This window comes from Polaribacter butkevichii, from assembly GCF_038024105.1.
Taxonomy (GTDB): domain Bacteria; phylum Bacteroidota; class Bacteroidia; order Flavobacteriales; family Flavobacteriaceae; genus Polaribacter; species Polaribacter butkevichii.
This window is the reverse complement of the sequence record NZ_CP150661.1, coordinates 3,951,547-3,976,515: the sequence shown is the minus strand read 5'-3', so window position 1 is coordinate 3,976,515 and position 24,969 is coordinate 3,951,547. Positions and strand designations below refer to the sequence as shown.

Genomic DNA, 24,969 nt, shown 5'->3' with positions numbered 1-24,969 from the left:
ATTTCCAGCTTTACATTATATCTTTTTGTTGAAAAAACAAAAAGGATGCCATTTCAATCTGGGCTAAACTTGTTTGCCAACAAATAGAATAAAAAAAAGACAGTAAATTAAAGTAACAGCCTAAAAACTGAGAACTGAATACTAAAAAAATGGATTTAAAAGATCAATTAAAAAACTTATTTCCAGAACACCAGGAAACCGTAGAACCAGTAAAAGAAAAATCAGATATTTGGCTACAAGAAGACCCAATTATTTGTAAATACGAAAAACGAAAAGGAAAACCCATCACTATTTTAGAAGGCTACACAGGCGCAACATCAGATTTTAAAAAACTTGCCAAAGAAATTAAAACAAAATTATCTGTTGGTGGTAGTTTTAAAGATGATAAAATTATTATTCAGGGCGACTACAGAGACCGAATAATGACCCTATTAAAAGAAAAAGGATTTAAAGTAAAACGTGTTGGTGGTTAATTTTTTTTATCACCCACAATAAAAAAACAAAACAAACGTTAATACTTAGATTATGAACTCCTTAACACTACATATTACAAACGGAGATAGTACTACAAACTACCTTAAACAACTTCATTTTTCTGGAGACTTTATTACTTGGAGAGAAATGTTATGCGAAGGCAAAACAACAACAGATATAGGAAGTGAAACCTTTTGGAAACACAGGTTCGAATTCTTAAAATCTTCTTACAAAGTAAGCAAACAAAAGTTTATTAACTACACGTTAAAAGAATACAGAAACCTTTGTAAGAAAAAAGAAACCAAAGAAATCGTTTTATGGTTTGACCATGATTTATTTTGTCAAATTAACATGATTGCGGTAATTAGTTGGTTAAAAGTTTACAGAAAAGGATATGCCATTTCTCTAGTTACCAACAATAAACCAAAAGGAACAAAGAAACCAAAAAGTTTATCTGAACTTACCCAAAATCAAGTCCTGCAACACTATAAAAACAGAGTCAGTTTAACACAAGATGATATTGAGTATGCCGATTACATTTGGCAATTGTATTGCTCAGACAGTCCTTTAAGATTAGAGACCGTTTATAAATACAACCCGATGTCTCCTTTTACGCATTTAGCAGACGCTTTAGCCGCACATTTATTAAGATTTCCTTCTATAAAAAACGGGTTAAACCAACTAGAAAACACCATTCTAGAAACAGCAAATACACATCAATTTTCTTCAAAAAAACAACTCGTACATCAATTAATAGAAACACAAACAACATACGGGTTTGGAGATATACAATACGACCATCACATAGAACAACTCCATAAATTGTTTACCTCTTTTAACCCCGTAAAATTATCACGAAAAGGAAAAAAAGTACTAGAAAACCAATTAAATTTTTATGGTGAACTTCGTAATGAAAATTTGTATCTTGGTGGAGCAAAAAAATATAGTTTTCTATTCAATAATCAATCAGAAAAACTATTACAAATTACATCTTAAATGTCTATAAAACAATCTGAACTTATCTTAAATCCCGATGGTAGTGTTTATCATCTTAATTTAAGACCAGAACATATTGCCAACACTATTATTTTTGTTGGCGACCAAGATAGAGTTGATAAAATCTCTAAACATTTTGATTCTATTGAGTTTACAACTCAAAAAAGAGAATTTAAAACCACCACAGGTACCTATAAAAACAAGCGTCTTTCTGTTATATCAACAGGTATTGGACCAGATAATATAGATATCGTTCTAAATGAATTAGACGCACTTGTTAATATTGATTTAGAAACAAGAAAACCTAAAGAAAATTTAACCTCTTTAACCATTGTAAGAATAGGAACTTCGGGTTCTTTACAAGCAGATATTCCTGTAGATTCTTTTGTTATTGGTTCTCATGGTTTAGATTTAAACGGTATGCTGCACTCTTATCAAATTGAAACAATTTCTAATCCTGCTATAGAAGATGCCTTTGTAAAACACACCAATTGGAGTGCTAAAAAATCATATCCTATTGTAATAGAAAACAATAAAGAGTTAGCCAATAAATTAAAATCAGAAAAAACACATCTAGGTATAACGGCTACTGCAGGTGGTTTTTACGGCCCTCAAGGAAGAATTTTACGTTTGGCTTTACAAGACCATAACTTAAACCATAAAATTGATAGTTTTAATTTTAATGAACATAGAATTACCAATTTAGAAATGGAAACTTCTGCCATATATGGTTTGTCTAAATTATTAGGTCATAAAGCTTGTTCTATCAACGCAATTATAGCCAATAGAGCCAACGGTACTTTTAGTAAAAACCCAGGTAAAGTGATTGCCAATTTAATAGAATACACACTCGATAAAATAGTTAAATAAATGACCAATCTAAAAATTGGTGGAGTTCCTGAGCATTTTAATTACCCTTGGTATACTACCCTAAAAAATAAAGAATACAACAAGCAAAACATTAATCTTCGTTGGCAAGATTACCCAGGCGGTACAGGCGCAATGTGCAAAGCTTTAAGAAACGGAGAGGTAGATATTGCTATTGTATTAACAGAAGGTATTATTAAAGACATTGCTGCTGGAAATCCTTCTAAAATTGTACAAACTTTTGTACAATCACCATTAATTTGGGGTATTCATGTAGGTGCAAAATCAACTTTTAAAAACAGTAAAGATTTAGAACACGCAACCATTGCTATTAGTCGCTTTGGCTCTGGATCTCATTTAATGGCCATTGTAAATGCCTACAACCAAGGTTGGGATATTTCTAAGTTAAAATTTAAAGTTATTGGTAATTTACAAGGCGGAATTGATGCTTTAACTAACGGAGAAGCCGATTATTTTATGTGGGAACATTTTACAACAAAACCATTGGTAGACAACGGTACTTTTAGAAGAATTGCCGACTGCCCTACTCCTTGGCCTTGTTTTGTTATTGCTGTTAGAAACGAAGTTTTAGAAAACAATTTTAACGAAGTTAAAAAAGTTTTAGACATTATTAATAATGAAACAAAAGACTTTAAAAAGACTAAAAATATTGATAAAATTTTAGCCGAAAGATACGAGCAACAATTAGAAGACATACAAGAATGGTTAAAAATTACAGAATGGAATGCTGGAAAACCCATTACCAAAAACATAATTACACGCACTCAAAATAAAATGGTACAGTTTAACGTTATTGATGAGAAGAAAAATTCTAGCAGTTTCATAAAAAATATGTACATTTAACACGAAAATCCATTATTTATGAAAAAAGTAGTATTTATTGCAGTTTGTATTTTAGGAAGCATTTGTTTTTCTTCTTGTAGAAGCACTTCTAAACATTGTGGTTTAGCAGACAATACAACAACTATTCAAACAACATTAAAGCAGGCAGATTTAATTTAAATCGGCTTGTTTCTTAATTCCAAATTCAATGAATCCGCTTTTACAGCGGATTTTTTTTATCCGCTAACCACCTTATTCTCTTAATAGTAAGATAACTTTTAGTAAACTTTTAAATAAAGCTTACCTTACTTTTTTTTCATTTTTATTTTACGTTTACAACACATTCCTTTTTTATGTTTGAAAGAACGTAGAATTAAGACCATTGTTTACCTAATAGAATTAAGATATCTCTTTCTTCTAAACCTTGTGTAAAAAACTCTTTTACACAAAAAACAATTCTTTTTCTTACATAATTTATAAAAATGAAAAAGCAAAAAAAACGTAAATTAGATTATGTTATAATTTCTGATGTGCATTTAGGTACTTATGGTTGTAGGGCAAAAGAATTATTAAATTACTTAAAAACAATTCAGCCTAAAGTTCTAATTCTAAATGGCGATATTATAGACATTTGGCAATTTAACAAACGTTATTTTCCGAAATCTCACATGAATGTTATTAAACACATTACCTCTCTTTTATCTAAAGGAACAGAGATCTACTACATTACAGGAAATCATGATGAAATGTTGCGAAAGTTTAAGGGTTTTAGGTTAGGAAACTTTAAAATTTTAAACAAACTTGTTTTAAATATTGATGATAAAAAAGCATGGATATTTCATGGAGATGTGTTTGATATTACCATGCAACACTCTAAATGGCTTGCTAAATTAGGTGGTAAAGGATACGATGTGTTGATTTTAATAAACACCTTTATTAATTGGATTAGCCATCTGTTGGGATATGGCAAATTATCGCTTTCTAAAAAAATAAAAAACAGTGTAAAAAGTGCCGTAAAATTTATCAATGATTTTGAAAAAACAGCTTCGGACATTGCCATTGATAACGAGTATGATTATGTAATCTGCGGACATATTCATCAACCAGAAATTAGAGAAATTGAAAATCAGAAAGGAAAAACTACTTATTTAAATTCTGGAGATTGGATAGAAAATTTAACAGCCTTAGAATATAAAAATAAACAATGGACTTTATACGAATACGCTTCTGATGAAATTGCTAAAAACAGCGATAAAAAGCTGAGTAAAGAAGAGTTAAAAGCCAAATACAAAGAAGAAAAAAACAACTTTCTTTTTGAAGAGTTGTTAAAAGAATTTGATATTGAAAAACCCCTAAAATAATACGTATGCGAATATTATATGCAATTCAAGGAACCGGAAATGGACATTTAACTAGAGCCAAAGAAATTATACCTATTTTACAACAGAAAGGAGATTTAGACATTTTAGTGAGTGGTAACGAAAATAATTTAGAATTAGGTTTCGAAATAAAATACAAACTAAAAGGCTTAAATTTTACATTTGGTAAAAAAGGCGGTATAGACTTTTGGGCTAGTTTTAAAAAGATGAAATTATCTCGTTTTTATAAAGAAATCAAAAACTTACCAATACAGGAGTACGATTTAATTATAAACGATTTTGAACCTGTTTCTGCTTGGGCTGCAAAATTAAATAACATACCTATTGTTTCTTTAAGTCATCAAAACGCTGTGTTAGATGCGGCATCTCCTAAATACGGAAAATATAAGTTTGAAAAATATATTTTAAAGCACTACGCTCCTTCTAGCGTTCGATTTGGTTTTCATTTTAAAAACTATAGTTCTGCTATTTTTGCTCCTATCATCAGAAAAAAAATTAGAGCTAAAAAAACAAGTAACAAAGGTCATATTACGGTTTACTTACCGTCTTATAATATTGATAAAATTGTAAAAGTTTTATCTAAAATACCCATTATAAAATGGCATATATTCTCTAAAGAAGCTAAAAGTTTAATCTTTAAAAAAAATATGACCATTTATCCCATTAACGAATTCGATTTTATAGAAAGCATGGCTTCGTCTGCAGGAGTTCTTTGTGGTGCAGGGTTTGAAACTCCTTCTGAAGCCTTATATCTTAAGAAAAAATTAATGGTAATACCTATGAAAAATCAATATGAACAACAATGTAATGCTATTGCTTTAAAAGAAATGGGTGTTGCAGTAGTTAAAAAATTAAACAGAAAACAACTTAAAAAAATTGCAAAATGGATTCAGAGTGATACTATTATTGCTGTAGATTATCCAGATATTACCGAAGATATTTTAGAAGCAATATTATCTCCGTACTATACGCAACCTGCTTTCCCTACCATTCTATCTTAGCTATTTTTAAGTTTTTTAAAACCTTATTTGTTTTAGAAAAATGTTTACTGCCAAACCAACCTCTCCAAGCACCTAATGGGGATGGATGAGGAGCTGTAAACACGGTATGCTTTTTTGTGTTTATTAATTTTGTTTTACTTTCTGCAAATTTTCCCCAAAGTAAAAAAACTACGTTTTCTTTTTCTTCAGAAATTGATTTAATAACTGCATCTGTAAAAGTTTCCCACCCTTTTTTCTGATGACTACCGGCTTCATGCGCTCTTACGGTTAAAGTTGCATTTAATAGCAATACACCTTGTTTAGCCCATTTTTCTAAATTGCCACTTTGTGGAATCTCTTGGTTTAAATCTGTTGCAATTTCTTTAAATATATTTTTTAAAGACGGAGGTTGTTTTACATCATCTTTTACAGAAAAACACAAACCATTTGCTTGTCCTTCATCATGATATGGATCTTGCCCAATAATTACCACCTTTAACGCATCAAAAGAACAAAAATTAAAAGCTGCAAAAATATCATCTTCTTTAGGAAAACATTGATATTCTTTATATTCTGAAGTAACAAAAGCTGTTAATTCTTTAAAATATTCTTTTTCAAACTCAGGTTGTAAAATAGGTTGCCAAGACTTAGAGACTTTTTGCTGCATTTTAATTTCAATTTAATTAAGAGCGTAAAGATATTCATTTAATCAAAATAACCATTCCTTTAATGAAACTGGTCTTTAAACTTATAAGGTATTAAAGGCTTTAAAAATTAATATATCTTGATAAAAATTACGCTTTTAAAAACAGTGTTTTGCCCCTAATTTTATCCGACAAGTAAAGCTAACTTTGAAAAAAATAAAAAGCCCAAATATGAAACTAAAACTACTTTCCATTGCACTTTTCTTTATCTCTAGTACAATTTTTTGCCAAATTGTAAACATTCCTGATAATGAATTTAAAAATGTACTTTTAACTTATTCGCCAAGTATAGATACAAATAATGATAACGAAATACAAGTAACAGAAGCAGCCGCTGTAACGAGTTTAGATGTTTCTTACCATCAGAGTATGGAGGACCCTGGAGGTTTTTGTCCAGACCCAAATGACCCTGCTTGCCTAGGTGGTGGTGGCGGTATTATTATTGAAGGTATTTCTGATTTAACTGGTATTGAAGCTTTTATTAATTTAACTTCTTTAAATTGTAGTTTTAATGATTTAACTAGTTTAGACGTTTCTGCCTTAACCCAATTAACTTTTTTAGATTGCTCTAATAATATTAACTATAATAATTTTTCTGGTAACTTTATAGGTATATCTAATTTAACCCTGCCAAATACAAATACGTTAAATACATTAAACGTAAATAATAATAACTTAGCTAGTTTAGATTTAACCAATCAAACCTCTTTAACAACATTAACAGCCAATCAAAATGTGCTATCTAGTTTAGATTTATCTAACCAGACCTCATTAACATCAGCAATTGTAAATAACAATTCATTAACCAGTTTAATTTTAACCAACACCTCCTTATTACAAAATTTAAACTGTGAACGCAACCAATTACCAGCCTTAGATATTTCTACTTCGGTTGCATTAACTACTTTAAAATGTCCTTACAATCAAATTAATGGTATAGACGCAACTAATAACACTGCTTTAGTTACTTTAAATAGTCATCATAATCTTATAAATAGCCTTACGCTACCAACCACTAGTACTTTAACACATATTTATTCTTCGGTTAATCAGATTACAACCTTAGATGCTTCTATGGCAACAGGGTTAATAGAAGTTAGTGTTTATGGAAATTCTTTAACTAGTTTAACTTTGCCTACAACAAATACTTTAAACAAGCTTTTATGTTATCAAAATAACTTAACAACTTTAGAAACTTCGGTTACTTCTGGTTTGGTTACTTTAAATGCATCTAGCAATTCTTTAACTAGTTTAACTTTACCAACCACAGCATCTTTACAAACCTTAGTTTGTAATTTAAATAGTTTACCTAGTTTAAATTTAAGCTCCTCTATAAATTTAACCACATTAAATTGCAATAATAACAACTTAAATATGCTTGATGTTTCTACAAATACAAGCTTAACTACCTTGTCTTGTGCTAACAATAACCTTACTGCTTTAAATACACTAACTAATACTACTTTAACTAATTTAGACTGTTCTAATAACCAAATTACAAGTTTAGACACTACTACCACCAACACTTTAACAAGTTTTATCTGTTCTGGAAACTTACTTACAGAATTAGATTTGTATAACTTTTCTAGTTTAAATAAAATTTACTGTAATAATAATTTACTAACCTCTTTAAATCTTAAAAACGGAAACTCAAACGCTTTAGCTTACAATACTTTTAGCACTAAAAACAATGCCAATTTAAATGCTATTTGTGTAGATGATGCTTTGGTTGCTGCCGGAAGTTTAGGTAATGGTATCGATGCACACACTAACTTTACAGAGTATTGTTCTTTTGTACCCGTAAACTCTAATACAATAACAGGTACAGTATCTTTTGATTTTAATAATGATGGCTGCGATGCTGCCGATACAAAATCTGTAAATACTAGAATTAACACAACTAGTACAAACGTAAGTGCTTCTTCTTTTAGTGCTGCAGATGGTACTTATACAATACATATAAATGATACGGATGTTACAACAGAATTAATACCTAACTTTCCTTCTTTTTTTACAGCAACACCAACTACACAAACTACTAATTTTACGGGTTCTGGAAATACAGAAACTATCAATTTTTGTATTACTGCAAATGCACAAGTAGACGATGTAGAAGTGTATTCTTTTACAACTTCTGAGTCTAGACCTGGTTTTGATACGCACTTAAGAATTTTTCACAAAAACAATGGTTCTACAATTATCCCATCCGGAACGGTAACTTTAAACTTTAATGAAAACCAAGAAGTTTTTAATAATGCAAGTACAACGCCAGATACACAAACAAGTAATTCTTTAAGTTGGAATTATACCAACTTACAACCTTTTGAAGAAAATTTTATAGATGTATACTTTACTATTAACACACCTATTGATGCTACAAACCCTGTAAATGGAGGAGATACAATTAGCTACACAACTACTATTACACCCTTAACGGGTGATGCAACACCGACAGATAACTCGCATATTTTTTCTGACATTATTGTAAATGCATATGACCCAAATGATGTAGTTTGTTTTGAAGGTGATAAAATTAGTACTGCACAAGTAACTAACGATTTAACCTACAGAATTCGTTTTCAAAATACCGGAACAGCTTCTGCTATTAATATTGTGGTAAAAGACATTATTGATATCGATTTAGACATGGCAACTTTTACCCCAATTGCCGCAAGTCATTCTTATAGGACTGCTATTTCTAATACAAATAAAGTAGAGTTTATTTTCGAAAACATACAATTGGCAGACAGTACTAGTAACGAACCTGCTAGTCATGGTTGGATTTTTTATAAAATAAAACCAAAAAATACTGCTGTAATTGGAGATGCCTTTGATACTACAGCAAATATTTATTTCGATTATAATGCACCTGTAATTACAAATACTTTTAACACCACCGTGTCTACAGAAACAACGATTCCTGATAATAATTTTGAAATGGCTTTAATAAATGCCGGTTTAGATGATGGCACACCAGATCAAAAAGTATTTACAGACAACATAAATACCATTACTAATTTAGATGTATCTAATAAAAACATAACCGATTTAACAGGTATCAATGCTTTTACAGCCTTAACAACTTTAAACGTAAGCAATAATCAACTAAGTACTTTAGATGTAAGTACGCATAGTTTATTATCTTCTTTAGATGCACAGTCTAACGGATTAACATCTTTAAACGTAAAAAATGGAAACAACACTAATTTTACTCTTTTTAATACTATAAATAATCCTAACTTAACTTGTATTGAGGTAGATGACGCTGCGTACTCAACTTTAAACTGGACTAACATTGATACTACATCAAACTTTGTAAATAATCAGGCAGCATGTACTGCTTTAAGTACAGATCTATATAATTCATTAGAATTTTCGTTATCTCCTAACCCAACAAACGGAAAAATAAATATTAATTCTTTAGAAAAAGCTACCTTAATTATTTATGCTATTACCGGAAAAGAAATTAAAAATAGAGAAATAGCAATTGGTAAAAATGAAATTACCAATTTAAACTTAGCCAAAGGTATTTACTTATTTAAATTGGTTAGTGAAGACAAATCATCTACTAAAAAAGTGATTGTAAATTAATCATCAATTATAATATTCTGAAAAGAAAAAATAGAATTGTAAATATTAAAACTCCATATCCTTAAAAAACGATATGGAGTTTTTTTCTTTTCGTAGCAATATAGACATGCTACTCTTTAAAAGGTTTACAAATAAATCTATATAAAATAATGCAATTTATAATTACAAATAAAGATTTAAGAAATAAAATAAATATTAAACACACCCAAAACAAACTGACTACAAGCATCTAAAATAAATATATGAAATTTCATATGCCATAAATCTCACATAATAAACCTAGAAAAAGTACGTCATTTTGAGAACGAAGGATACCTAATTTTAGAGAATAAAAAAAGAGTGCCAGTTTCTAAAACCAAACGAAAAGAATTTATAGATTTGTGTTCGAAATAAAAACGATTTTTTTTGAATAAAAACATATCATCCAAGACATTACAAGACTTAGAGTTTTCTACCGTTTTACAACACGTTGCTGCGTATTGTATTTCTGGTTTAGGTAAAGAAAAAGTTACTGAAATTGAACCTATAGCAGATAAAGAAACACTTTTTAAAGAATTGTATTTGGTAAATGAATACGTGTCTTCTTTTGAGAGTGAAAATAGAGTTCCAAACCACAGCTTCGATAATATTACCGAAAACATAAAACGTTTGGCTATAGAAAATAGCTTTGTAGAAACAGATGCTTTTTTAAAAATAGCCACAACTTCTCTTACTGTAAACGAATTGATTAAGTTTTTTAATAAATTTAGCGTTCAGTTTCCTACTTTTTTCGAACTTTCTCAACAAATTGAATTCACCACTTTTATCGATGATGAAATCAAAAAAATAATAGATATTTCTGGAGAAGTAAAAAACAATGCGTCAGAAGTTTTAAAACAAATTAGAAAAGATATTAATAATGTTCGCGGTAAAATTGGTGCAAGTTTTTCTAGTGCTTTATCCAAAGCTATTTCTGCAGGATATTTAGATGATATTAAAGAAACCGTTGTAGACAATCAGCGTGTTTTGGCTGTTTCTGCCATGCATAGAAAAAAAGTAGCTGGTAGTTTATTAGGTTCTTCAAAGTCTGGTAACATCGTTTATATTGCGCCACAAGCAACGCTTGCTTATGCCAGAGAATATCAAAATTTAATATATGATGAAAAGCAAGAAATTGTAAAAATTTTACGCACATTATCTGCAACTATTCGTCCTTATGTATATTTATTAGAAGAATATATTTCGTTTTTAATACATATTGATGTGGTAGGAGCAAAAGCAAAATATGCAAATGAAATGAATGCTGTTTTGCCAAAAATATCTAATGAAAAAAAGATTTATTTTAAGAATGCATTTCATCCCATTTTATGGAGAAAAAATAAACAACAAGATTTACATACGGTTTCTCAGAGCATTGAGTTAAATGAAAAGCAACAGATTATTGTTATTTCTGGTCCAAATGCTGGTGGAAAAAGCATCACTTTAAAAACCATTGGTTTACTGCAAGTTATGTTACAAAGTGGAATTTTAATTCCTGTTGATGAACGCAGTCAAACTTATATTTTTGATACTATTTTAACAGATATTGGTGACAACCAATCTATAGAAAACCAATTAAGTACGTATAGTTATCGCTTAAAAAACATGCGTAACTTTTTGCGCAAATGTGGTAAAAACACCTTGTTTTTAATTGATGAATTTGGTACTGGTTCTGACCCTGAATTAGGAGGAGCATTGGCAGAGATTTTCTTAGAAGAATTTTATTATAAAAAAGCATTCGGAATTATAACCACCCACTACTCTAACTTAAAAGTTTTGGCAAACGAATTAGAGAATGTTACCAACGCAAATATGCAGTTTGATGAGCGTACTTTAGAGCCTTTGTATAAATTATTTGTTGGGCAAGCAGGTAGTTCTTTTACATTTGAAGTTGCTCAGAAAAACGGAATTCCGTTTAGTATTATCAACAAAGCAAAAAAACGTGTAGAAACCGAAAAAGTACGTTTAGATAGAACCATTTCTAAGCTACAAAAAGAACGAAACAGGTTACAAAAAACTTCTGAAAACTTAGAAAACCAACACTCTAAAGGTCAAAAACACCTGGATAACTTGCAAGAAAAAGAACAACGTATGCAAGATAAATTATCTGGTTTTCAAGAACTATATGACCAAAATCAAAAGATGCTTTCTTTAGGTAGAAAAACAAATGAGCTGCTTAATAAATACTTTCAAACCAATAATAAAAAGGAATTAAATTCTAATTTTAATAAATGGGTGGCAGATTTAAAAGTAAAGCAGGTAATGAAAAATCCTGTACAACCTAAAACTAAAGCACAAAAACAAAAAGCTAAAGTTGTAGAAAAACAACAGCAAGAAATTATAAAAAAAGTAGAAAAAGAGGTTTTACAAAAAGTAATAGAAGTTAGAAAGGAAAAGAAAATTGAAGCTGCCAAAATAGCCAAAGAAAAAGCAGAATATGTATATCAAATAAATGATAGTGTAAAAGTAGTAGGCTCTAACTCTGTAGGTACCATCGATAGAATAGACAAAAAAAAGGTAACTATTAACTATGGTTTTTTTACAACCAAAACAACCACAGATAAGTTAGAGTTAGTAAAGAGAGCTAAAAAATAAAAATTCTATAAAACTAAAAAAGGTTCGCAAATTGCGAACCTTTTTTAAATATATCTAAACTAGCAAATACTAGATGTTTTTTGCTAACCAGTCTCCTACTTCTTTCGTTCCATAAGCTTTTCCGCCATCGGCTAAATCTTCAGTAACAAAACCAGCATCTAAAGCTTTATTTACAGCTGCTCTAATTGCTTTTCCTTCTTCTTGTAAACCAAAGTTTTCAAACATCATTGCTGCAGATAAAACAGTAGCCATTGGGTTTGCAATGTTTAAACCTGTTGCTTGTGGGTAAGAACCGTGTATTGGCTCAAATAAAGCATTTTCAGTTCCTACAGAAGCCGAAGGCATTAATCCCATAGAACCAGAAATTACAGAAGCTTCATCTGTTAAAATATCTCCGAATAAGTTTTCTGTAATTAATACATCATAACTATTTGGCCATTGTACTAAACGCATTGCAACTGCATCTACAAATTCGTAAGTAACCTCAACTTCTGGATAATCTTTTTCCATAGCCTGTACAGTTTCTCTCCATAATCTAGAAGTTTCTAAAACGTTGGCTTTGTCTACACAACATAATTTTTTAGAACGCGTCATTGCCAATTCAAAACCTTTTACAGCTAATCTTTGTACCTCAGCTCTTGTGTACACACAATTATCAAAAGCAGTTTCTCCTTCATCTCTTCTACCTTTTTCACCAAAGTAAATACCTCCCGTTAATTCACGTAAAAAAACCAAATCAGTTCCTTCTATTCTTTCTCTTTTTAAAGGAGATTTATCTAATAAAGAAGGGAACGTAAACGTTGGTCTAACATTTGCAAATAAACCTAATTTTTTACGCATTTTTAACAATCCTTGTTCTGGACGAACCGTTGCAGAAGGATTATTATCATATTTTGGATGACCGATAGCACCAAATAAAACAGCATCTGAAGCGACACAAATATCATGTGTTTCATCCGGATAAGGTTCTCCAACTGCATCAATGGCAGCAGCACCTGTTAAAGCAGGTTTCCAAGTAATTTCGTGGTTAAATTTCTTAGCAATTGCATCAGATACTTTTACTGCTTGGTCAATTACTTCAGGTCCTATTCCGTCTCCTGCTAATAATGCGATATTTAATTTCATTGTTTTTGTGCTTTTGGCTGTTTGCTATTGGCCATTGGCTCAATAAACAGCTGATAATTTATATTTTATTTTTATTGTTGATATCCATTCAACTAAGTTAAGAACTTATAATAAAGTCTCTTCTCTAATTAACCAGATACTCTTTTTAATTTATTTCTTCTTCGAAAATGTTCTCGATACTATTTTCTCATAAAATCGAAAATCACTCGAAATGACAAACAGTTTTCACTCGAATAACTAACTGCTTACTGCTACTGCTACTGAATACTGCTTACTGCCAGCTATATTATATTCAACATTTTCTCTGTGGCTTTAATTGCAGATACTGTTTGATCTGAATCTAACCCACGAGTTATAAATTCTTTTTCTTCTAATTTCCAGGTAATAATGGTTTCACACAAGGCATCAGAATTACTTCCTGGAGGAATTCTAACTGCATAATCAATTAAAGACGGTAAATCTCTTTTACTATGCCTTTTATACAATTTACGCAATGCATTCATAAAGGCATCAAATTGCCCATCTCCTTGTGCGTGCGCCTCATACTGCACTCCTTCTACTCTTAATTGTAAAGTTGTAGAGGGTTTCATTCCTTTTGCATGTCCTAAAACATAATTTTCTACAACAACACGTTTTTCTATCGTATCACTGTCTAAAACATCAGAAATTATATAAGGTAAATCTTCTTGAGAAACAACTTCTTTTTTGTCTCCTAATTCAATAATTCTTTGGGTAACCTTCTTAAGCTCTTCATCATTTAAACTGATACCTAAATCTTGTAAGTTTTTCTGAATATTGGCTTTACCAGAGGTTTTACCTAATGCGTATTTACGTTTTCTACCAAAACGTTCTGGCATTAAATCATTAAAATAAAGATTGTTTTTATTGTCTCCATCTGCATGGATTCCTGCTGTTTGTGTAAATACATTTGCACCTACAACCGGTTTATTAACGGGAATTCTAAACCCTGAAAAGGTTTCTACAAGCTTGCTAATTTTATTTAATGCTTTCTCATTAACCGTGATTTTTACATCCTTTAAAAAATCATTTATCACAGCAATAACACTTGCCATTGGTGCATTTCCTGCACGCTCCCCCATCCCATTTATGGTTAAATGCAAACCATTTGCACCTGCCTTAACAGCTTCCATAACATTGGCAACTCCTAAATCATAATCGTTATGACCATGAAAATCGAAATGAGTAGTTGGGTATTTATGGCAAACTTCTTTTATAAAATCGGCCGTTTCTTCTGGCGTTAAAATACCTAAAGTATCTGGCAATAAAACACGTTCTACATTTTGAGCTGTTAAAAAATCTAAATATTCGAAAACATACTCTTTAGAGTTACGCATTCCGTTAGACCAATCTTCTAAATACACATTGGTTTTAATACCATGTGAAGCAGCGGACTCGATATTTTCTTTGATGTCGGCAAAATGTTGTGCTGGTGTTTTTTTAAGTTGATGTGTTAAGTGATTTAAAGAACCTTTGGTTAATAAATTCTGAACTTTTGCACCAGCATCTAGCATCCAATCGATAGATTTTCCGCCATCAACAAAAGTTAACACTTCTATATTCTCTAAAAAATTATGCTCTGTAGCCCAAGAAGTTATTTTTTTAACCGCTTCTAATTCCCCCTCAGAAACTCTGGCAGATGCTATTTCTAAGCGATCTACTTTTAATTCTTCGAGTAATAATTTTGCTATTGTTAATTTTTCAGAAACTGAAAACGACACTCCTGATGTTTGTTCTCCATCACGCAGTGTCGTATCCATTATTTCAATCTTTCTACTTGCCATATTGCAACCTTAAAAAATATTTTTTAAAATGGTCTTGTTTCAGCAAAAGAAGTAATCTCGTTTTCGATGTTTTTTAAATAATCGATATCATCAAAACCGTTTAACATATTGTCTTTTTTGTAAGTATTAATTACAAAAGATTCAGACTCACCTGTAGCCACTAACGTTACCGTTTGGTTTGGTAAATCAACCTTAATTTCTGTTTTAGGATCTGCCATAATTGCTGCAAATAAAGTATCTGCAAATTCCGCTGAAACTTGTACAGGTAAAACCCCTACGTTTAAACAGTTGTTTTTAAAGATATCAGCAAATGCTGATGAAATTACACAACGTAATCCAAAATCGTACACAGACCAAGCTGCGTGCTCTCTAGAAGAACCAGAACCAAAGTTTCTACCTCCAACTAATATTTTAGAACCTGCATAAATTTCTTTGTTTAAAGGAAAATCTGCTTTTGGTGTTCCGTCTGCATTGTATCTCCAATCACGGAAAAAATTAATATCAAAATCTTTACGCTCAGTAGCTTTTAAGAAACGAGCAGGAATTATTTGATCTGTATCTACATTCTCTGTAGGTAAAGGATATGCTGTACTTGTAAGTACTTCAAATTTATCGTAAGCCATGTTTTTATTGTTTGTAAAGTTGAAAGTTTAAAAGTTCTTAAAGTTTAAAAAACTTTATCAAACTACTTTCTAACTTTTGTACTTTATAACTTTTATACTAATAACGTTCTTGGATCTGTAACAACGCCACTAACTGCAGATGCTGCAGCCACTAATGGCGATGCTAATAAGGTTCTAGATCCTGGTCCTTGTCTTCCTTCGAAGTTTCTGTTTGATGTTGAAACGGATAACTTTCCTGATGGAATTTTATCATCATTCATTGCCAAACAAGCCGAACAACCTGGTTCTCTTAATACAAAACCTGCGTCTGTAATAATTTTATCTAAACCTTCTGCTTTTATTTGATCTACTACTTTGTGAGAACCTGGTACTAACCAAGCCGTAACATTAGGTGCTTTTTGTCTTCCTTTTACAATAGAACAAAAACCTCTAAAATCTTCGATACGTCCGTTTGTACAAGAACCTAAAAACACAAAGTCAATCTCTTTACCAATCATAGAATCGCCTTCGTTAAAAGACATATATCCTAAAGATTTTCTGTAAGTATCTACTCCACCTTTTAAACTTTCTGCAGTAGGAATCGATTTTGTTACGCCCATTCCCATTCCTGGGTTTGTACCGTAAGTAATCATTGGTTCAATATCTGCTGCATCATAATTAAATTCTACATCAAATTCTGCTCCTTCTTCTGTATAAAGAGTTTCCCAATATTTCATTGCCTTGTCCCAATCTGCTCCTTTAGGAGTTTGAGCACGACCTTTTAAATATTCGTATGTTTTGTTATCTGGTGCAATCATACCACCACGTGCTCCCATCTCTATAGATAAGTTACACACAGTCATACGACCTTCCATAGACATGTCTTCAAAAACATCTCCTGCATACTCTACAAAATAACCAGTTGCACCAGAAGTTGTTTGCTTAGAAATAATGTATAAAGCAACATCTTTAGGCGTTACACCTAAACCTAATTTTCCGTTTACGTTAATACGCATCGCTTTAGGTTTTGGCTGCATAATACATTGTGTAGACAATACCATTTCTACCTCAGAAGTACCAATACCAAAAGCAATAGCACCAAAAGCACCATGCGTAGATGTATGAGAATCTCCACAAACAATAGTTGCACCAGGTAATGTAATTCCGTTTTCTGGTCCTACAACGTGTACAATTCCATTATTTAGATCTCCTAAACCCCAATGAGAAATACCGTGTTTTGCAGCATTTTTTTCTAAAGCATCTAACTGATTTGCAGATAAAGGATCTGCTACCGGTAAATGTTGGTTTATAGTTGGTGTGTTATGATCTGCTGTAGCGAAAGTACGCTCAGGATATAAAACACTGTTTCCTCTACTTTCTAATCCTAAAAAAGCTACGGGACTTGTAACTTCATGAATAAAATGACGATCGATAAAAAACACATCTGGTCCGTCTTTAACTTGACGAACAACGTGTGAATCCCATACTTTGTCAAATAATGTATTTGCCATTTGTTTGTTCTTTAATTATTTAAATGATAATCAGCTACCAAAAATAAGAATATATTCTGCTTTAAGCTGCTGAAAATATTTATGTATATTATACCCAACTGTTAAACCACCCTATACAATGCTGATAAACAACAAATTAACCTCTAAAAAAATACGATGTCTATTTATTTTATGGAGTCTTTAATTTTTATGATAATTCTTTAATTTTAATTCTATAAAAGTGATAAAATGGGGCTTAAAATATTAAAATAAGCTTCTCTTTATGTCTTATTCTTAACAACAAACTACACCTAAAATAAAACAAATTGTCATTTATACAGAACAACAAAAGAGTGACGAGAAATATTTTTCTTTTATTTCTTTTCTTTTTCCATTGATAAAAAAACATCTTTTATAAGATTCAATAACTAAAAAAAAATGTACACGTTATTAAAAAATAGTCATTAATAACTACTTGTAAATAACGTTTGCAAATTGGCTTAGCCCTGATTGAAACGGCATCCTTTTTATGACTTTATTAAAACCGTTATTGCAAGCAACGAAGCAATCTGCTAACTAAAAAGAGATTGCCGCAGTTTACAAAATAGTAAACCGAACAAGAATAAAAAGATATAGTGGAAAGCAGGAAATAGCTTCAAAAAATTATAGAAAAAAGCTTAAACTAGTTTCAAAATTTTATCAATATTTATTTTGTGTGCCAAATCAGACCCTTCACTTAAGGTGGCGGATACGCCACAAGCAACTCCCCATCGTAACATATTTTTAGGCGTTTCGTTTTGTGTAATGGCATAAATTAAACCCGCCACCATACTGTCTCCCGCACCAATGGTACTTTTTACAGAAATTACTGGTGCGCTCACATAGTCTATTCCGTTTTTATGCGCTATAAATGCACCGTCCTTCCCTAAAGAAACTACCACATATTGAGCTATTTGATCTGCAACCATTTTTAAAGCAAAAGCTTCTTGCTCTTCTTTTGTTTGCGCTTCTACTCCTGCTAAACGTGCCAATTCTTTTTGATTGGGTTTTATTAAAAACAACTCATTTTTTAAAACTTCATTAAAAACGGGACCAGAAGTATCTACAATTACTTTTACGCCTTTTGCTGTTAAATTCTGAATGAGTTTAGAATAGTAATCTGTTGGCAAACCAACTGGTAAACTACCACTAATTACAAAAATATCGTTGTTTTCTACTTGCTCATTTATCAACTTTTCTACCGATTCCATTTCTACTTCATTAAAAGGAGTGGTTGGCATACCAAATCTAAACTGCAAGCCTGTTTTCTCATCAAACACGGCAAAATTTTCTCTAGTCCAAATAGAAATCGGTGTTGCAAAAACATTGATATGTTGCGCTTTTAATAAATCTTTTAAATGCTCGCCTGTTTTACCTCCATAAGGAAACAAACAATGGCTATCTATAGCTAAACGATGTAACACCCTTGAAATATTAACACCTCCACCACCTGGATGATAGGTAATATCTGAACATTCTAATTTATCAAAAGGAGTCATTTCTGCAACTTTTGCGCTTTTATCTAAAGCAGGATTTATGGTAAGTGTTACAACTTTCATTTATTTTATTTTTTGATACTAGTAAAGATAGTTTTTAAAAAAATTAGTAACCTTTTTTTATTGATTTTTATTTGATAAAATCAAAAACTAATTTTCAATCTAATAAATGAATATTCATGGATTTTTTTGATAAAAAACTGTAACAATGTAAGGGTATTGGTCGTCTAAATAATGTACTCATTATAACCAACCTACCATGAAAAACTTTCTAACTCCTTTATTTTTCCTTTTTTTATTAGCTAGTTGTACTTCGCAAAAAAACTCTGAAGATTTTATAACTGCAACACAAGGACGTTATTTATTTAATGATAACGAAGTAATAGAAATCTATTTTAAAGAACACCTACTTTATGCAAAATGGCGTGGTAATAATGATTTAAAATTATTAAAAGTTAGTGACAGCGCTTTTTATATGAAAGAGTTAAACGAAAAAATACTCTTTGTACGTCAACCAAAAATGCATATTGAATTGGCTGAAAAAAGAGAACACAAAGGTGTAAAATATCATTTTAGAAAATTATTAAATGATGAAAAAACGCCTCACGAATATTTTGAAGCCAAAGAATTTAGCAAAGCCTTGGAAGCTTTTAAAGTGATTCAACAAAAGGATTCTTTAAACCCAACCATTAATCAACACACATTAAACAAGTTAGGTTATACATTTATTAAAAAAGATAATTTTGACGACGCTTTAGAGATTTTTAAAATAAATGCTATCTTATACCCAGAAAGTTCAAACGTTTTTGATAGCATGGGAGAAGCTTATTTATTAAAAAAAGATACAGTAAATGCAATTATCAACTTTAAAAAAGCGTTATCTATAAACCCAGAAAACAGCAGTTCTAAACGTTTTTTGAAAAAAATTATAAAGAAATAAATGACACTAGAAGAATTAAAATATCCAATAGGGAGAACAAATGTCCCTGAAAATATCACCAAAAAAAACATTGAAGACTGGATTTCTATTTTAGAACGTTTTCCTCAAGAATTAGAATTTTTAACCAGAGATTTATCTGAAAACCAATTAGATACTCCGTATAGAGAAAACGGTTGGACTATTAGACAAGTGGTACATCATTGCTATGATAGCCATCAAAATTCGTATACCCGTTTTAAATGGGCATTAACAGAAGATAAGCCCGTAATTAAGGCCTATTATGAAGAACGTTGGGCAGAATTACATGATGCTAAAACTGCGCCTATCTCTTTATCTATTGATGCTTTAAAGGCTTTGCACTCTAGATGGGTGTATTTTTTAAATGGTTTAACAGAGGCCGAATTAAATACAACATTTATTCACCCTGTTGGTCATAAAGAGGTTAGTTTAAAAGAAAACATTTGTATTTATGCTTGGCACAGCAAACATCATTTTGCACACATAGAAGAACTTATGATTAGAAATGGTTGGAAATAATAACGATTCCTTTTTTATAAAAAATAGTTATCTTGTAGGTTATTAATATCAATTTTATGAAAACTGCCAAAGAATATTTTGATGAATACGCTGTAAGTCATCAAAATGAAACAAACCAAGCCATACATTACGTTTGTGTTCCTCTAATTTTTTTTAGCGTTATTGGTTTACTAATGAGTATACCAACTAGCTTTTTAGAAAACACTTTTGCACTTTCTAATCCTTTACTAGAAAATTGGGCAGTAGTTGTAGGGCTTGTTATTTCTATTTTTTATCTGCGTTTGGGCTTTTGGTATTTTATTGAAATGCTCTTTATTATTTTAATATCAATTATGGCTAATTTTTTAATAGGTAATCATGTAAACCTACTGTATGCATCCATCATTATTTTTGTTTTAGCTTGGATTGGTCAGTTTTACGGGCATAAAGTAGAAGGTGCTAAACCCTCTTTCTTAAAAGATTTAGAGTTTTTATTGATAGGGCCATTATGGGTGATACAGAAATTAGGAATGAAGAAAAAATAATATGAAAGACGAAATAACCTTCGAAGATTTTTTAAAAGTAGATATTAGAATAGGAACCATTATAGAAGTGAATGATTTCCCTAAAGCTAGAAAACCTGCTTATCAATTAAAAATTGATTTTGGTGCTTTAGGCATTAAAAAATCGAGTGCACAAATAACAGATTTATATACCAAAGAAGATTTATTACACAAACAGGTTTCTGTTATTGTAAACTTTAAACCTCGACAAATTGCTAACTTTATGAGCGAATGTTTGGTTATTGGTGTTTATAATCTAGAAGGAAATGTGGTATTATTACAACCTTCTAAAGAAATTAAAAACGGAGAACAGGTTTCTTAATTCCTTATAGGTTTCAATACGGTTATTTATCCTAAATAAATGCTCCTTAATTCTTCGGATTATTTAAAATTACCAAAGCACCAATTACTCCAGGAATCCATCCACAAAGTGTTAGCAAAAAGATAATAAAGAAAGATCCACAACCTTTGTCTATTACAGATAGTGGCGGAAAGAAAATAGCAAATAATACTCTTATAAAACTCATTTTTATATTTAGTTGGTTACATAAATAAGACGTTTAAGTTTTCGTTTTGTTACAATGCCAAACATTATTAAACCAAAAACCTCTAACGATTGCATTGTCTGTAAAAACAACATCTTTATTTCCCCCATCTTTTGTTCTATAAAAAGAACTGTGTTTTTAATTACTTTAGCATTCTCTATAGAAATATACCAACTTAATAAAGAGGCAATAATTTATATGTCCTTAAATGTTTTCAATACCTTTTTTTCATATTACAAAATCACTCGAAGTGACATTTTAGAATTAAAAAAGATAAAAACACACAACAAGTAATTACAACAAAATCATAATTGCAATAAAGACAAATACTATTATTTGTCCCCATTTTAAATACACTCCTATTTTAGCGTGTTCTTTTAAGTAGTTAGAAATACTACCTGCAAGAACAGCAATCATTCCAAAAACTAAAAAGGAAACTAAAATAAAAATGCCTCCTAAAGTATAAAATTGAATAACGGTTGAGATTGTATTAGAAAACAAAAACTGAGGAAAAAAGGCTAAAAAAAACAAAGCCACTTTTGGGTTTAAGACATTCATGATAAACCCTTTTTTAAATAACGCAGCTATTGATTCTTTTTTAACACCATCATTAGATAAAACAATTTTTGCATCACTTTTAAATACTTTGTACGCCAAAAATATTAAATAACTTGCTCCTATTAATTTAATGATAAAAAAAAGACTTTCATTTTCTTTGATGATTGCAGAAACCCCAAAAGCAACTAAGGTAGTATGAACAAGGCAACCAGACATTAAACCAATAACTGTTGCCAACCCATATTTTGTTCCGTTAACAATACTTTGTGTAAGTACAAAAATATTATCTGGGCCTGGAGAAAGTGATAAAATAGAAGTTGCTATTGCAAAAGAAATTAGAATTTCTATCATAAATTTTTAATCCTTGAAATATCATTCTGAAATGAAATTTATTTAACCCTTAAATATAAACTTATTTTCAGAAACGCTTTTAAGCAGAGAAATAGCTACAATTATAAAACCTAAAGTTGTTTTAAAATGGCTTTATTAATACGTTTTACCAAACCAGGTCCTTCATAAATAAAACCAGTATACACTTGCACTAAATCTGCACCTGCATTTAATTTTTCTAAAGCATCCTTTTCAGAATGAATACCTCCTACTCCAATAATAGGAAAAGATTTATTTGATGTATCGGCTAGATATTTAATAACCGCTGTACTTTGATTTTTTACTGGTTGACCGCTTACACCTCCATTACCAATTTCTGCCAAACGCTCTTTAGAAACTGTTAGATTTTCTCTATTTGTTGAAGTATTCGAAGCGATTACTCCATCTATTTTTGTTTCACTTACCAGTTCTATAATTTCGTCTAACTGAATATTATTTAAATCTGGCGCAATTTTAAGTAAAATTGGCTTCTGTATTTTTTCTTTATTATTTAAGTTTTTACAAGCAGAAATTAACTCTAATAAATAATCTTTATCGTTCAATTTTGCATGACTACCAACATTTGGGCAACTTACATTTAGTACAAAATAATCTACATAAGGATGCAGTTCTTTAAAAACTTCGCAATAATCTTCTGTATAATTTTCTGGAGTAGTTGCTGTATTTTTACCAATATTTCCACCAATAACAACCTGTCCTTTATTCTTTTTAAGGTTTTTAATGGCAGCTTCCATTCCGTCATTATTAAACCCCATTCTATTTATAATTCCTTGATCGTCTTTTAAACGAAACAATCTTTTCTTCGGATTACCTGCTTGTCCCTTTGGAGTAACGGTTCCTATTTCTATAAAACCGAAACCAAAATTTGCCAATTCGTTATACAAAACAGCATTTTTATCAAAACCAGCAGCTAAACCAACAGGATTTTTAAAAGTAATTCCGAATAAAGTTTTTTCTAAACGCTTGTCTTCAACCACATATAAGCTTCTAAATATCGAAGAAACAAAAGGAATTTTACAAAGTGTTTTAACTAAAGAGAAGGTAAAATAATGAATTTTTTCGGGATCGAATAAAAAGAAAATTGGTCTTACAATAGATTTGTACATGCTTTACTAGAATTAATTTAAGTAGCTTATTTCTAGTTTTCAAAATTACACATTTTATAGCGATTAAACTCTAAAACATATTTCAATTTAAAAAATCACAAACAGTAACTAAAAAAAAACATTATTTAAAACAAACACTTAGGTATATCAAAAAAAACAACGATATAAAATATCTATTCTTTAATAAATTAATAAAGAACCTACAAACTCCATAAAAAACCAATGAATTAAAAAAAAATTAAAAAAAAATCAACCCTGTTGTAATTAAAATAATTTGCCTTCGACCAAGCAACCGAACTATTAAAACCATAAAAAATGAAAACAACAAAATTAGTATCAGGATTAATTTTTGGTCTACTATTAACAACACAAACAAATGCCCAAGGCTTACTCGATGGATTTACTCCTAAAAAAGGAGATCTATCTATTACAGCTTCTTACACATCTAGTAATTATGAAAAATTTTATGCAGGAGAAACTAAAATGGATGCAGTTCCTGTTCATAATGAAATTGACCAAAACGTTTATAGTCTTTATGCTAAATACGGTATTACAAACAAATTATCGGTTGTTTTAAATGCTCCTTATATTTCTGCTAAAGGAAATGGTGCTGCAGATCCTGTAAACGGAACTACAGAACAAGATGGTTTTCAAGATATTTCTATCGGATTAAAATACAATGCATATACTTTTAATTTTAATAAAGTAAATTTAGATGTAATAACTGGTTTAAGTTTTGATATCCCTACAGATTACGAACCAAATGGAATTTTATCTCTTGGTAACAATGCCTTTTCTACAAACTTAACAGCAGGTTTACATTTACAAAACGATGCAGGACTTTTTGCTACTATTTTAAATTCTTACCAATTTAGAGGAAAAACAGACAATACTGCTGGTGGAGCAAAATTTGATGTCCCAAATGCATATTATGCAACAACAAAAATAGGATATGCTAGTTCTCTTATTTATGTAGAAGGTTGGTTAGATTATTTAGCTTCTACTGATGGTGTAGATATTACTGATAGTACTTTTGCAGGTAATTTTCCTGAAACAAAAGTAGAATACACAAGAATTGGTGCAACTATTTACAAAAACATCATTCCAGAATTAGGTGCTAGTCTAGGTTTTAGCAGCGTAATTGACGGTCGTAATATTGGTAAATCGACTAACTTTTCTGTTGGATTAACTTACAACCTTAACATATAAGGATTATTTAACAAAGACTAAAAAAGCTCGTGAGAAATTACGAGCTTTTTTGATTTTAAGTTTTTCTATAGAAGAATTATTAAAACAACCTTTTTAAGCATCTAGAAAACCAACTGGAGTAGAGACAGTTTAATTTTTGTC

Annotated in this window: 24 protein-coding genes; 15 read left to right on the top strand and 9 right to left on the bottom strand. The window is 30.5% G+C overall.

From position 1 onward, the window contains the following. Positions 1-149: 149 nt before the first annotated feature. The 7 genes from WG951_RS16750 to WG951_RS16720 all read left to right on the top strand — a co-directional run bounded on the left by WG951_RS16750 (position 150) and on the right by WG951_RS16720 (position 5,560). A complete protein-coding gene (locus WG951_RS16750) occupies positions 150-473 on the top strand; it encodes a translation initiation factor (protein ID WP_105048079.1) in 324 nt (107 codons plus the stop codon). Between the two features lie 52 nt (positions 474-525). Further along, positions 526-1,470: a DUF1835 domain-containing protein gene (locus WG951_RS16745; protein WP_105048078.1), complete on the top strand. Its 945-nt coding sequence runs from the start codon at positions 526-528 to the stop codon at positions 1,468-1,470. Continuing rightward, positions 1,471-2,340, top strand: a complete 870-nt coding sequence (locus WG951_RS16740; RefSeq protein ID WP_105048077.1) for a nucleoside phosphorylase — start codon at positions 1,471-1,473, stop codon at positions 2,338-2,340. Continuing rightward, on the top strand, positions 2,341-3,201 hold the full coding sequence (locus tag WG951_RS16735; protein WP_105048076.1) for a substrate-binding domain-containing protein: 861 nt from the start codon (positions 2,341-2,343) through the stop codon (positions 3,199-3,201). An 18-nt stretch (positions 3,202-3,219) separates the two neighbouring features. Beyond that, entirely contained in the window at positions 3,220-3,360 is a 141-nt protein-coding gene (locus tag WG951_RS16730; protein ID WP_170062861.1) for a hypothetical protein, read from the top strand. A gap of 302 nt (positions 3,361-3,662) precedes the next feature. Then, positions 3,663-4,541: a UDP-2,3-diacylglucosamine diphosphatase gene (locus WG951_RS16725; RefSeq protein ID WP_105048075.1), complete on the top strand. Its 879-nt coding sequence runs from the start codon at positions 3,663-3,665 to the stop codon at positions 4,539-4,541. Positions 4,542-4,546: 5 nt separating this feature from the next. Next, the gene (locus WG951_RS16720; RefSeq protein ID WP_105048074.1) at positions 4,547-5,560 is read left to right on the top strand and encodes a glycosyltransferase family protein; all 1,014 of its coding nucleotides are present in this window, start codon (positions 4,547-4,549) and stop codon (positions 5,558-5,560) included. On the opposite strand, the gene WG951_RS16715 is transcribed toward WG951_RS16720, so the two are convergent. Further along, a complete protein-coding gene (locus WG951_RS16715; protein WP_105048073.1) occupies positions 5,544-6,206 on the bottom strand; it encodes a uracil-DNA glycosylase in 663 nt (220 codons plus the stop codon). The genes WG951_RS16720 and WG951_RS16715 overlap by 17 nt on opposite strands. Positions 6,207-6,414: 208 nt before the next feature. Here WG951_RS16715 and WG951_RS16710 point away from each other — a divergent pair, with 208 nt between their 5' ends. From WG951_RS16710 to WG951_RS16700, 3 genes are all read left to right on the top strand, one after another. Further along, positions 6,415-9,834 (top strand): DUF7619 domain-containing protein, encoded by a 3,420-nt coding sequence (locus tag WG951_RS16710; RefSeq protein ID WP_105048072.1) that lies wholly within the window; start codon positions 6,415-6,417, stop codon positions 9,832-9,834. A gap of 252 nt (positions 9,835-10,086) precedes the next feature. Continuing rightward, positions 10,087-10,227, top strand: coding sequence for a LytTR family transcriptional regulator DNA-binding domain-containing protein (locus WG951_RS16705; protein ID WP_105049336.1), 141 nt, complete (start codon positions 10,087-10,089; stop codon positions 10,225-10,227). A gap of 12 nt (positions 10,228-10,239) precedes the next feature. Further along, on the top strand, positions 10,240-12,447 hold the full coding sequence (locus tag WG951_RS16700; protein WP_105048071.1) for an endonuclease MutS2: 2,208 nt from the start codon (positions 10,240-10,242) through the stop codon (positions 12,445-12,447). Positions 12,448-12,516: 69 nt separating this feature from the next. Here WG951_RS16700 and leuB read toward each other — a convergent pair whose 3' ends face one another. The 5 genes from leuB to WG951_RS16675 form a co-directional block, all read right to left on the bottom strand. Continuing rightward, positions 12,517-13,572: a 3-isopropylmalate dehydrogenase gene (gene leuB / locus WG951_RS16695; protein WP_105048070.1), complete on the bottom strand. Its 1,056-nt coding sequence runs from the start codon at positions 13,570-13,572 to the stop codon at positions 12,517-12,519. 281 nt (positions 13,573-13,853) lie between these two features. Then, complete coding sequence (locus WG951_RS16690) at positions 13,854-15,374, bottom strand: alpha-isopropylmalate synthase regulatory domain-containing protein (RefSeq protein WP_105048069.1); 1,521 nt, start codon at positions 15,372-15,374, stop codon at positions 13,854-13,856. A 23-nt stretch (positions 15,375-15,397) separates the two neighbouring features. Then, on the bottom strand, positions 15,398-15,997 hold the full coding sequence (gene leuD / locus WG951_RS16685; protein ID WP_105048068.1) for a 3-isopropylmalate dehydratase small subunit: 600 nt from the start codon (positions 15,995-15,997) through the stop codon (positions 15,398-15,400). A gap of 92 nt (positions 15,998-16,089) precedes the next feature. After that, on the bottom strand, positions 16,090-17,487 hold the full coding sequence (gene leuC, locus WG951_RS16680) for a 3-isopropylmalate dehydratase large subunit (protein WP_105048067.1): 1,398 nt from the start codon (positions 17,485-17,487) through the stop codon (positions 16,090-16,092). Positions 17,488-18,143: 656 nt separating this feature from the next. Further along, positions 18,144-19,064: a 1-phosphofructokinase family hexose kinase gene (locus tag WG951_RS16675; protein ID WP_105048066.1), complete on the bottom strand. Its 921-nt coding sequence runs from the start codon at positions 19,062-19,064 to the stop codon at positions 18,144-18,146. A 196-nt stretch (positions 19,065-19,260) separates the two neighbouring features. Between WG951_RS16675 and WG951_RS16670 the strand changes: the two genes are divergently transcribed. The 4 genes from WG951_RS16670 to WG951_RS16655 are packed head-to-tail and all read left to right on the top strand — an operon-like array spanning position 19,261 to position 21,342. Beyond that, positions 19,261-19,941 carry a tetratricopeptide repeat protein gene (locus WG951_RS16670; RefSeq protein ID WP_105048065.1) on the top strand — a complete coding sequence of 227 codons (681 nt, stop codon included), beginning with the start codon at positions 19,261-19,263 and terminating at the stop codon, positions 19,939-19,941. Continuing rightward, a complete protein-coding gene (locus tag WG951_RS16665) occupies positions 19,942-20,478 on the top strand; it encodes a YfiT family bacillithiol transferase (RefSeq protein ID WP_105048064.1) in 537 nt (178 codons plus the stop codon). Between the two features lie 56 nt (positions 20,479-20,534). Then, entirely contained in the window at positions 20,535-21,002 is a 468-nt protein-coding gene (locus tag WG951_RS16660) for a DUF962 domain-containing protein (RefSeq protein WP_105048063.1), read from the top strand. Between the two features lies 1 nt (position 21,003). Then, entirely contained in the window at positions 21,004-21,342 is a 339-nt protein-coding gene (locus WG951_RS16655) for a tRNA-binding protein (protein ID WP_105048062.1), read from the top strand. 46 nt (positions 21,343-21,388) lie between these two features. Here the strand turns inward: WG951_RS16655 and WG951_RS16650 are convergent, their stop codons facing one another. The 3 genes from WG951_RS16650 to WG951_RS16640 all read right to left on the bottom strand — a co-directional run bounded on the left by WG951_RS16650 (position 21,389) and on the right by WG951_RS16640 (position 23,619). Next, positions 21,389-21,547: a YqaE/Pmp3 family membrane protein gene (locus tag WG951_RS16650; protein WP_105048061.1), complete on the bottom strand. Its 159-nt coding sequence runs from the start codon at positions 21,545-21,547 to the stop codon at positions 21,389-21,391. A 312-nt stretch (positions 21,548-21,859) separates the two neighbouring features. Then, a complete protein-coding gene (locus WG951_RS16645) occupies positions 21,860-22,474 on the bottom strand; it encodes a LysE family translocator (RefSeq protein ID WP_105048060.1) in 615 nt (204 codons plus the stop codon). 110 nt (positions 22,475-22,584) lie between these two features. Beyond that, entirely contained in the window at positions 22,585-23,619 is a 1,035-nt protein-coding gene (locus WG951_RS16640) for a quinone-dependent dihydroorotate dehydrogenase (protein ID WP_105048059.1), read from the bottom strand. A 315-nt stretch (positions 23,620-23,934) separates the two neighbouring features. Here WG951_RS16640 and WG951_RS16635 point away from each other — a divergent pair, with 315 nt between their 5' ends. Further along, entirely contained in the window at positions 23,935-24,828 is an 894-nt protein-coding gene (locus tag WG951_RS16635) for a transporter (RefSeq protein WP_105048058.1), read from the top strand. Positions 24,829-24,969 lie beyond the last annotated feature (141 nt).

What these genes read in the sequence shown, in the direction of transcription:
- WG951_RS16730 (WP_170062861.1), top strand. Translation starts at nt 3,220, where the DNA reads ATGAAAAAAGTAGTATTTATTGCAGTTTGTATTTTAGGAAGCATTTGT.
- WG951_RS16720 (WP_105048074.1), top strand. Translation starts at nt 4,547, where the DNA reads ATGCGAATATTATATGCAATTCAAGGAACCGGAAATGGACATTTAACT.
- WG951_RS16690 (WP_105048069.1), bottom strand. Translation starts at nt 15,374, where the DNA reads ATGGCAAGTAGAAAGATTGAAATAATGGATACGACACTGCGTGATGGA.
- WG951_RS16750 (WP_105048079.1), top strand. Translation starts at nt 150, where the DNA reads ATGGATTTAAAAGATCAATTAAAAAACTTATTTCCAGAACACCAGGAA.
- WG951_RS16745 (WP_105048078.1), top strand. Translation starts at nt 526, where the DNA reads ATGAACTCCTTAACACTACATATTACAAACGGAGATAGTACTACAAAC.
- WG951_RS16735 (WP_105048076.1), top strand. Translation starts at nt 2,341, where the DNA reads ATGACCAATCTAAAAATTGGTGGAGTTCCTGAGCATTTTAATTACCCT.
- WG951_RS16650 (WP_105048061.1), bottom strand. Translation starts at nt 21,547, where the DNA reads ATGAGTTTTATAAGAGTATTATTTGCTATTTTCTTTCCGCCACTATCT.
- leuB (WP_105048070.1), bottom strand. Translation starts at nt 13,572, where the DNA reads ATGAAATTAAATATCGCATTATTAGCAGGAGACGGAATAGGACCTGAA.
- WG951_RS16670 (WP_105048065.1), top strand. Translation starts at nt 19,261, where the DNA reads ATGAAAAACTTTCTAACTCCTTTATTTTTCCTTTTTTTATTAGCTAGT.
- WG951_RS16715 (WP_105048073.1), bottom strand. Translation starts at nt 6,206, where the DNA reads ATGCAGCAAAAAGTCTCTAAGTCTTGGCAACCTATTTTACAACCTGAG.
- WG951_RS16675 (WP_105048066.1), bottom strand. Translation starts at nt 19,064, where the DNA reads ATGAAAGTTGTAACACTTACCATAAATCCTGCTTTAGATAAAAGCGCA.
- WG951_RS16740 (WP_105048077.1), top strand. Translation starts at nt 1,471, where the DNA reads ATGTCTATAAAACAATCTGAACTTATCTTAAATCCCGATGGTAGTGTT.
- WG951_RS16640 (WP_105048059.1), bottom strand. Translation starts at nt 23,619, where the DNA reads ATGTACAAATCTATTGTAAGACCAATTTTCTTTTTATTCGATCCCGAA.
- leuC (WP_105048067.1), bottom strand. Translation starts at nt 17,487, where the DNA reads ATGGCAAATACATTATTTGACAAAGTATGGGATTCACACGTTGTTCGT.
- WG951_RS16655 (WP_105048062.1), top strand. Translation starts at nt 21,004, where the DNA reads ATGAAAGACGAAATAACCTTCGAAGATTTTTTAAAAGTAGATATTAGA.
- WG951_RS16645 (WP_105048060.1), bottom strand. Translation starts at nt 22,474, where the DNA reads ATGATAGAAATTCTAATTTCTTTTGCAATAGCAACTTCTATTTTATCA.
- WG951_RS16725 (WP_105048075.1), top strand. Translation starts at nt 3,663, where the DNA reads ATGAAAAAGCAAAAAAAACGTAAATTAGATTATGTTATAATTTCTGAT.
- WG951_RS16710 (WP_105048072.1), top strand. Translation starts at nt 6,415, where the DNA reads ATGAAACTAAAACTACTTTCCATTGCACTTTTCTTTATCTCTAGTACA.
- leuD (WP_105048068.1), bottom strand. Translation starts at nt 15,997, where the DNA reads ATGGCTTACGATAAATTTGAAGTACTTACAAGTACAGCATATCCTTTA.
- WG951_RS16635 (WP_105048058.1), top strand. Translation starts at nt 23,935, where the DNA reads ATGAAAACAACAAAATTAGTATCAGGATTAATTTTTGGTCTACTATTA.
- WG951_RS16665 (WP_105048064.1), top strand. Translation starts at nt 19,942, where the DNA reads ATGACACTAGAAGAATTAAAATATCCAATAGGGAGAACAAATGTCCCT.
- WG951_RS16660 (WP_105048063.1), top strand. Translation starts at nt 20,535, where the DNA reads ATGAAAACTGCCAAAGAATATTTTGATGAATACGCTGTAAGTCATCAA.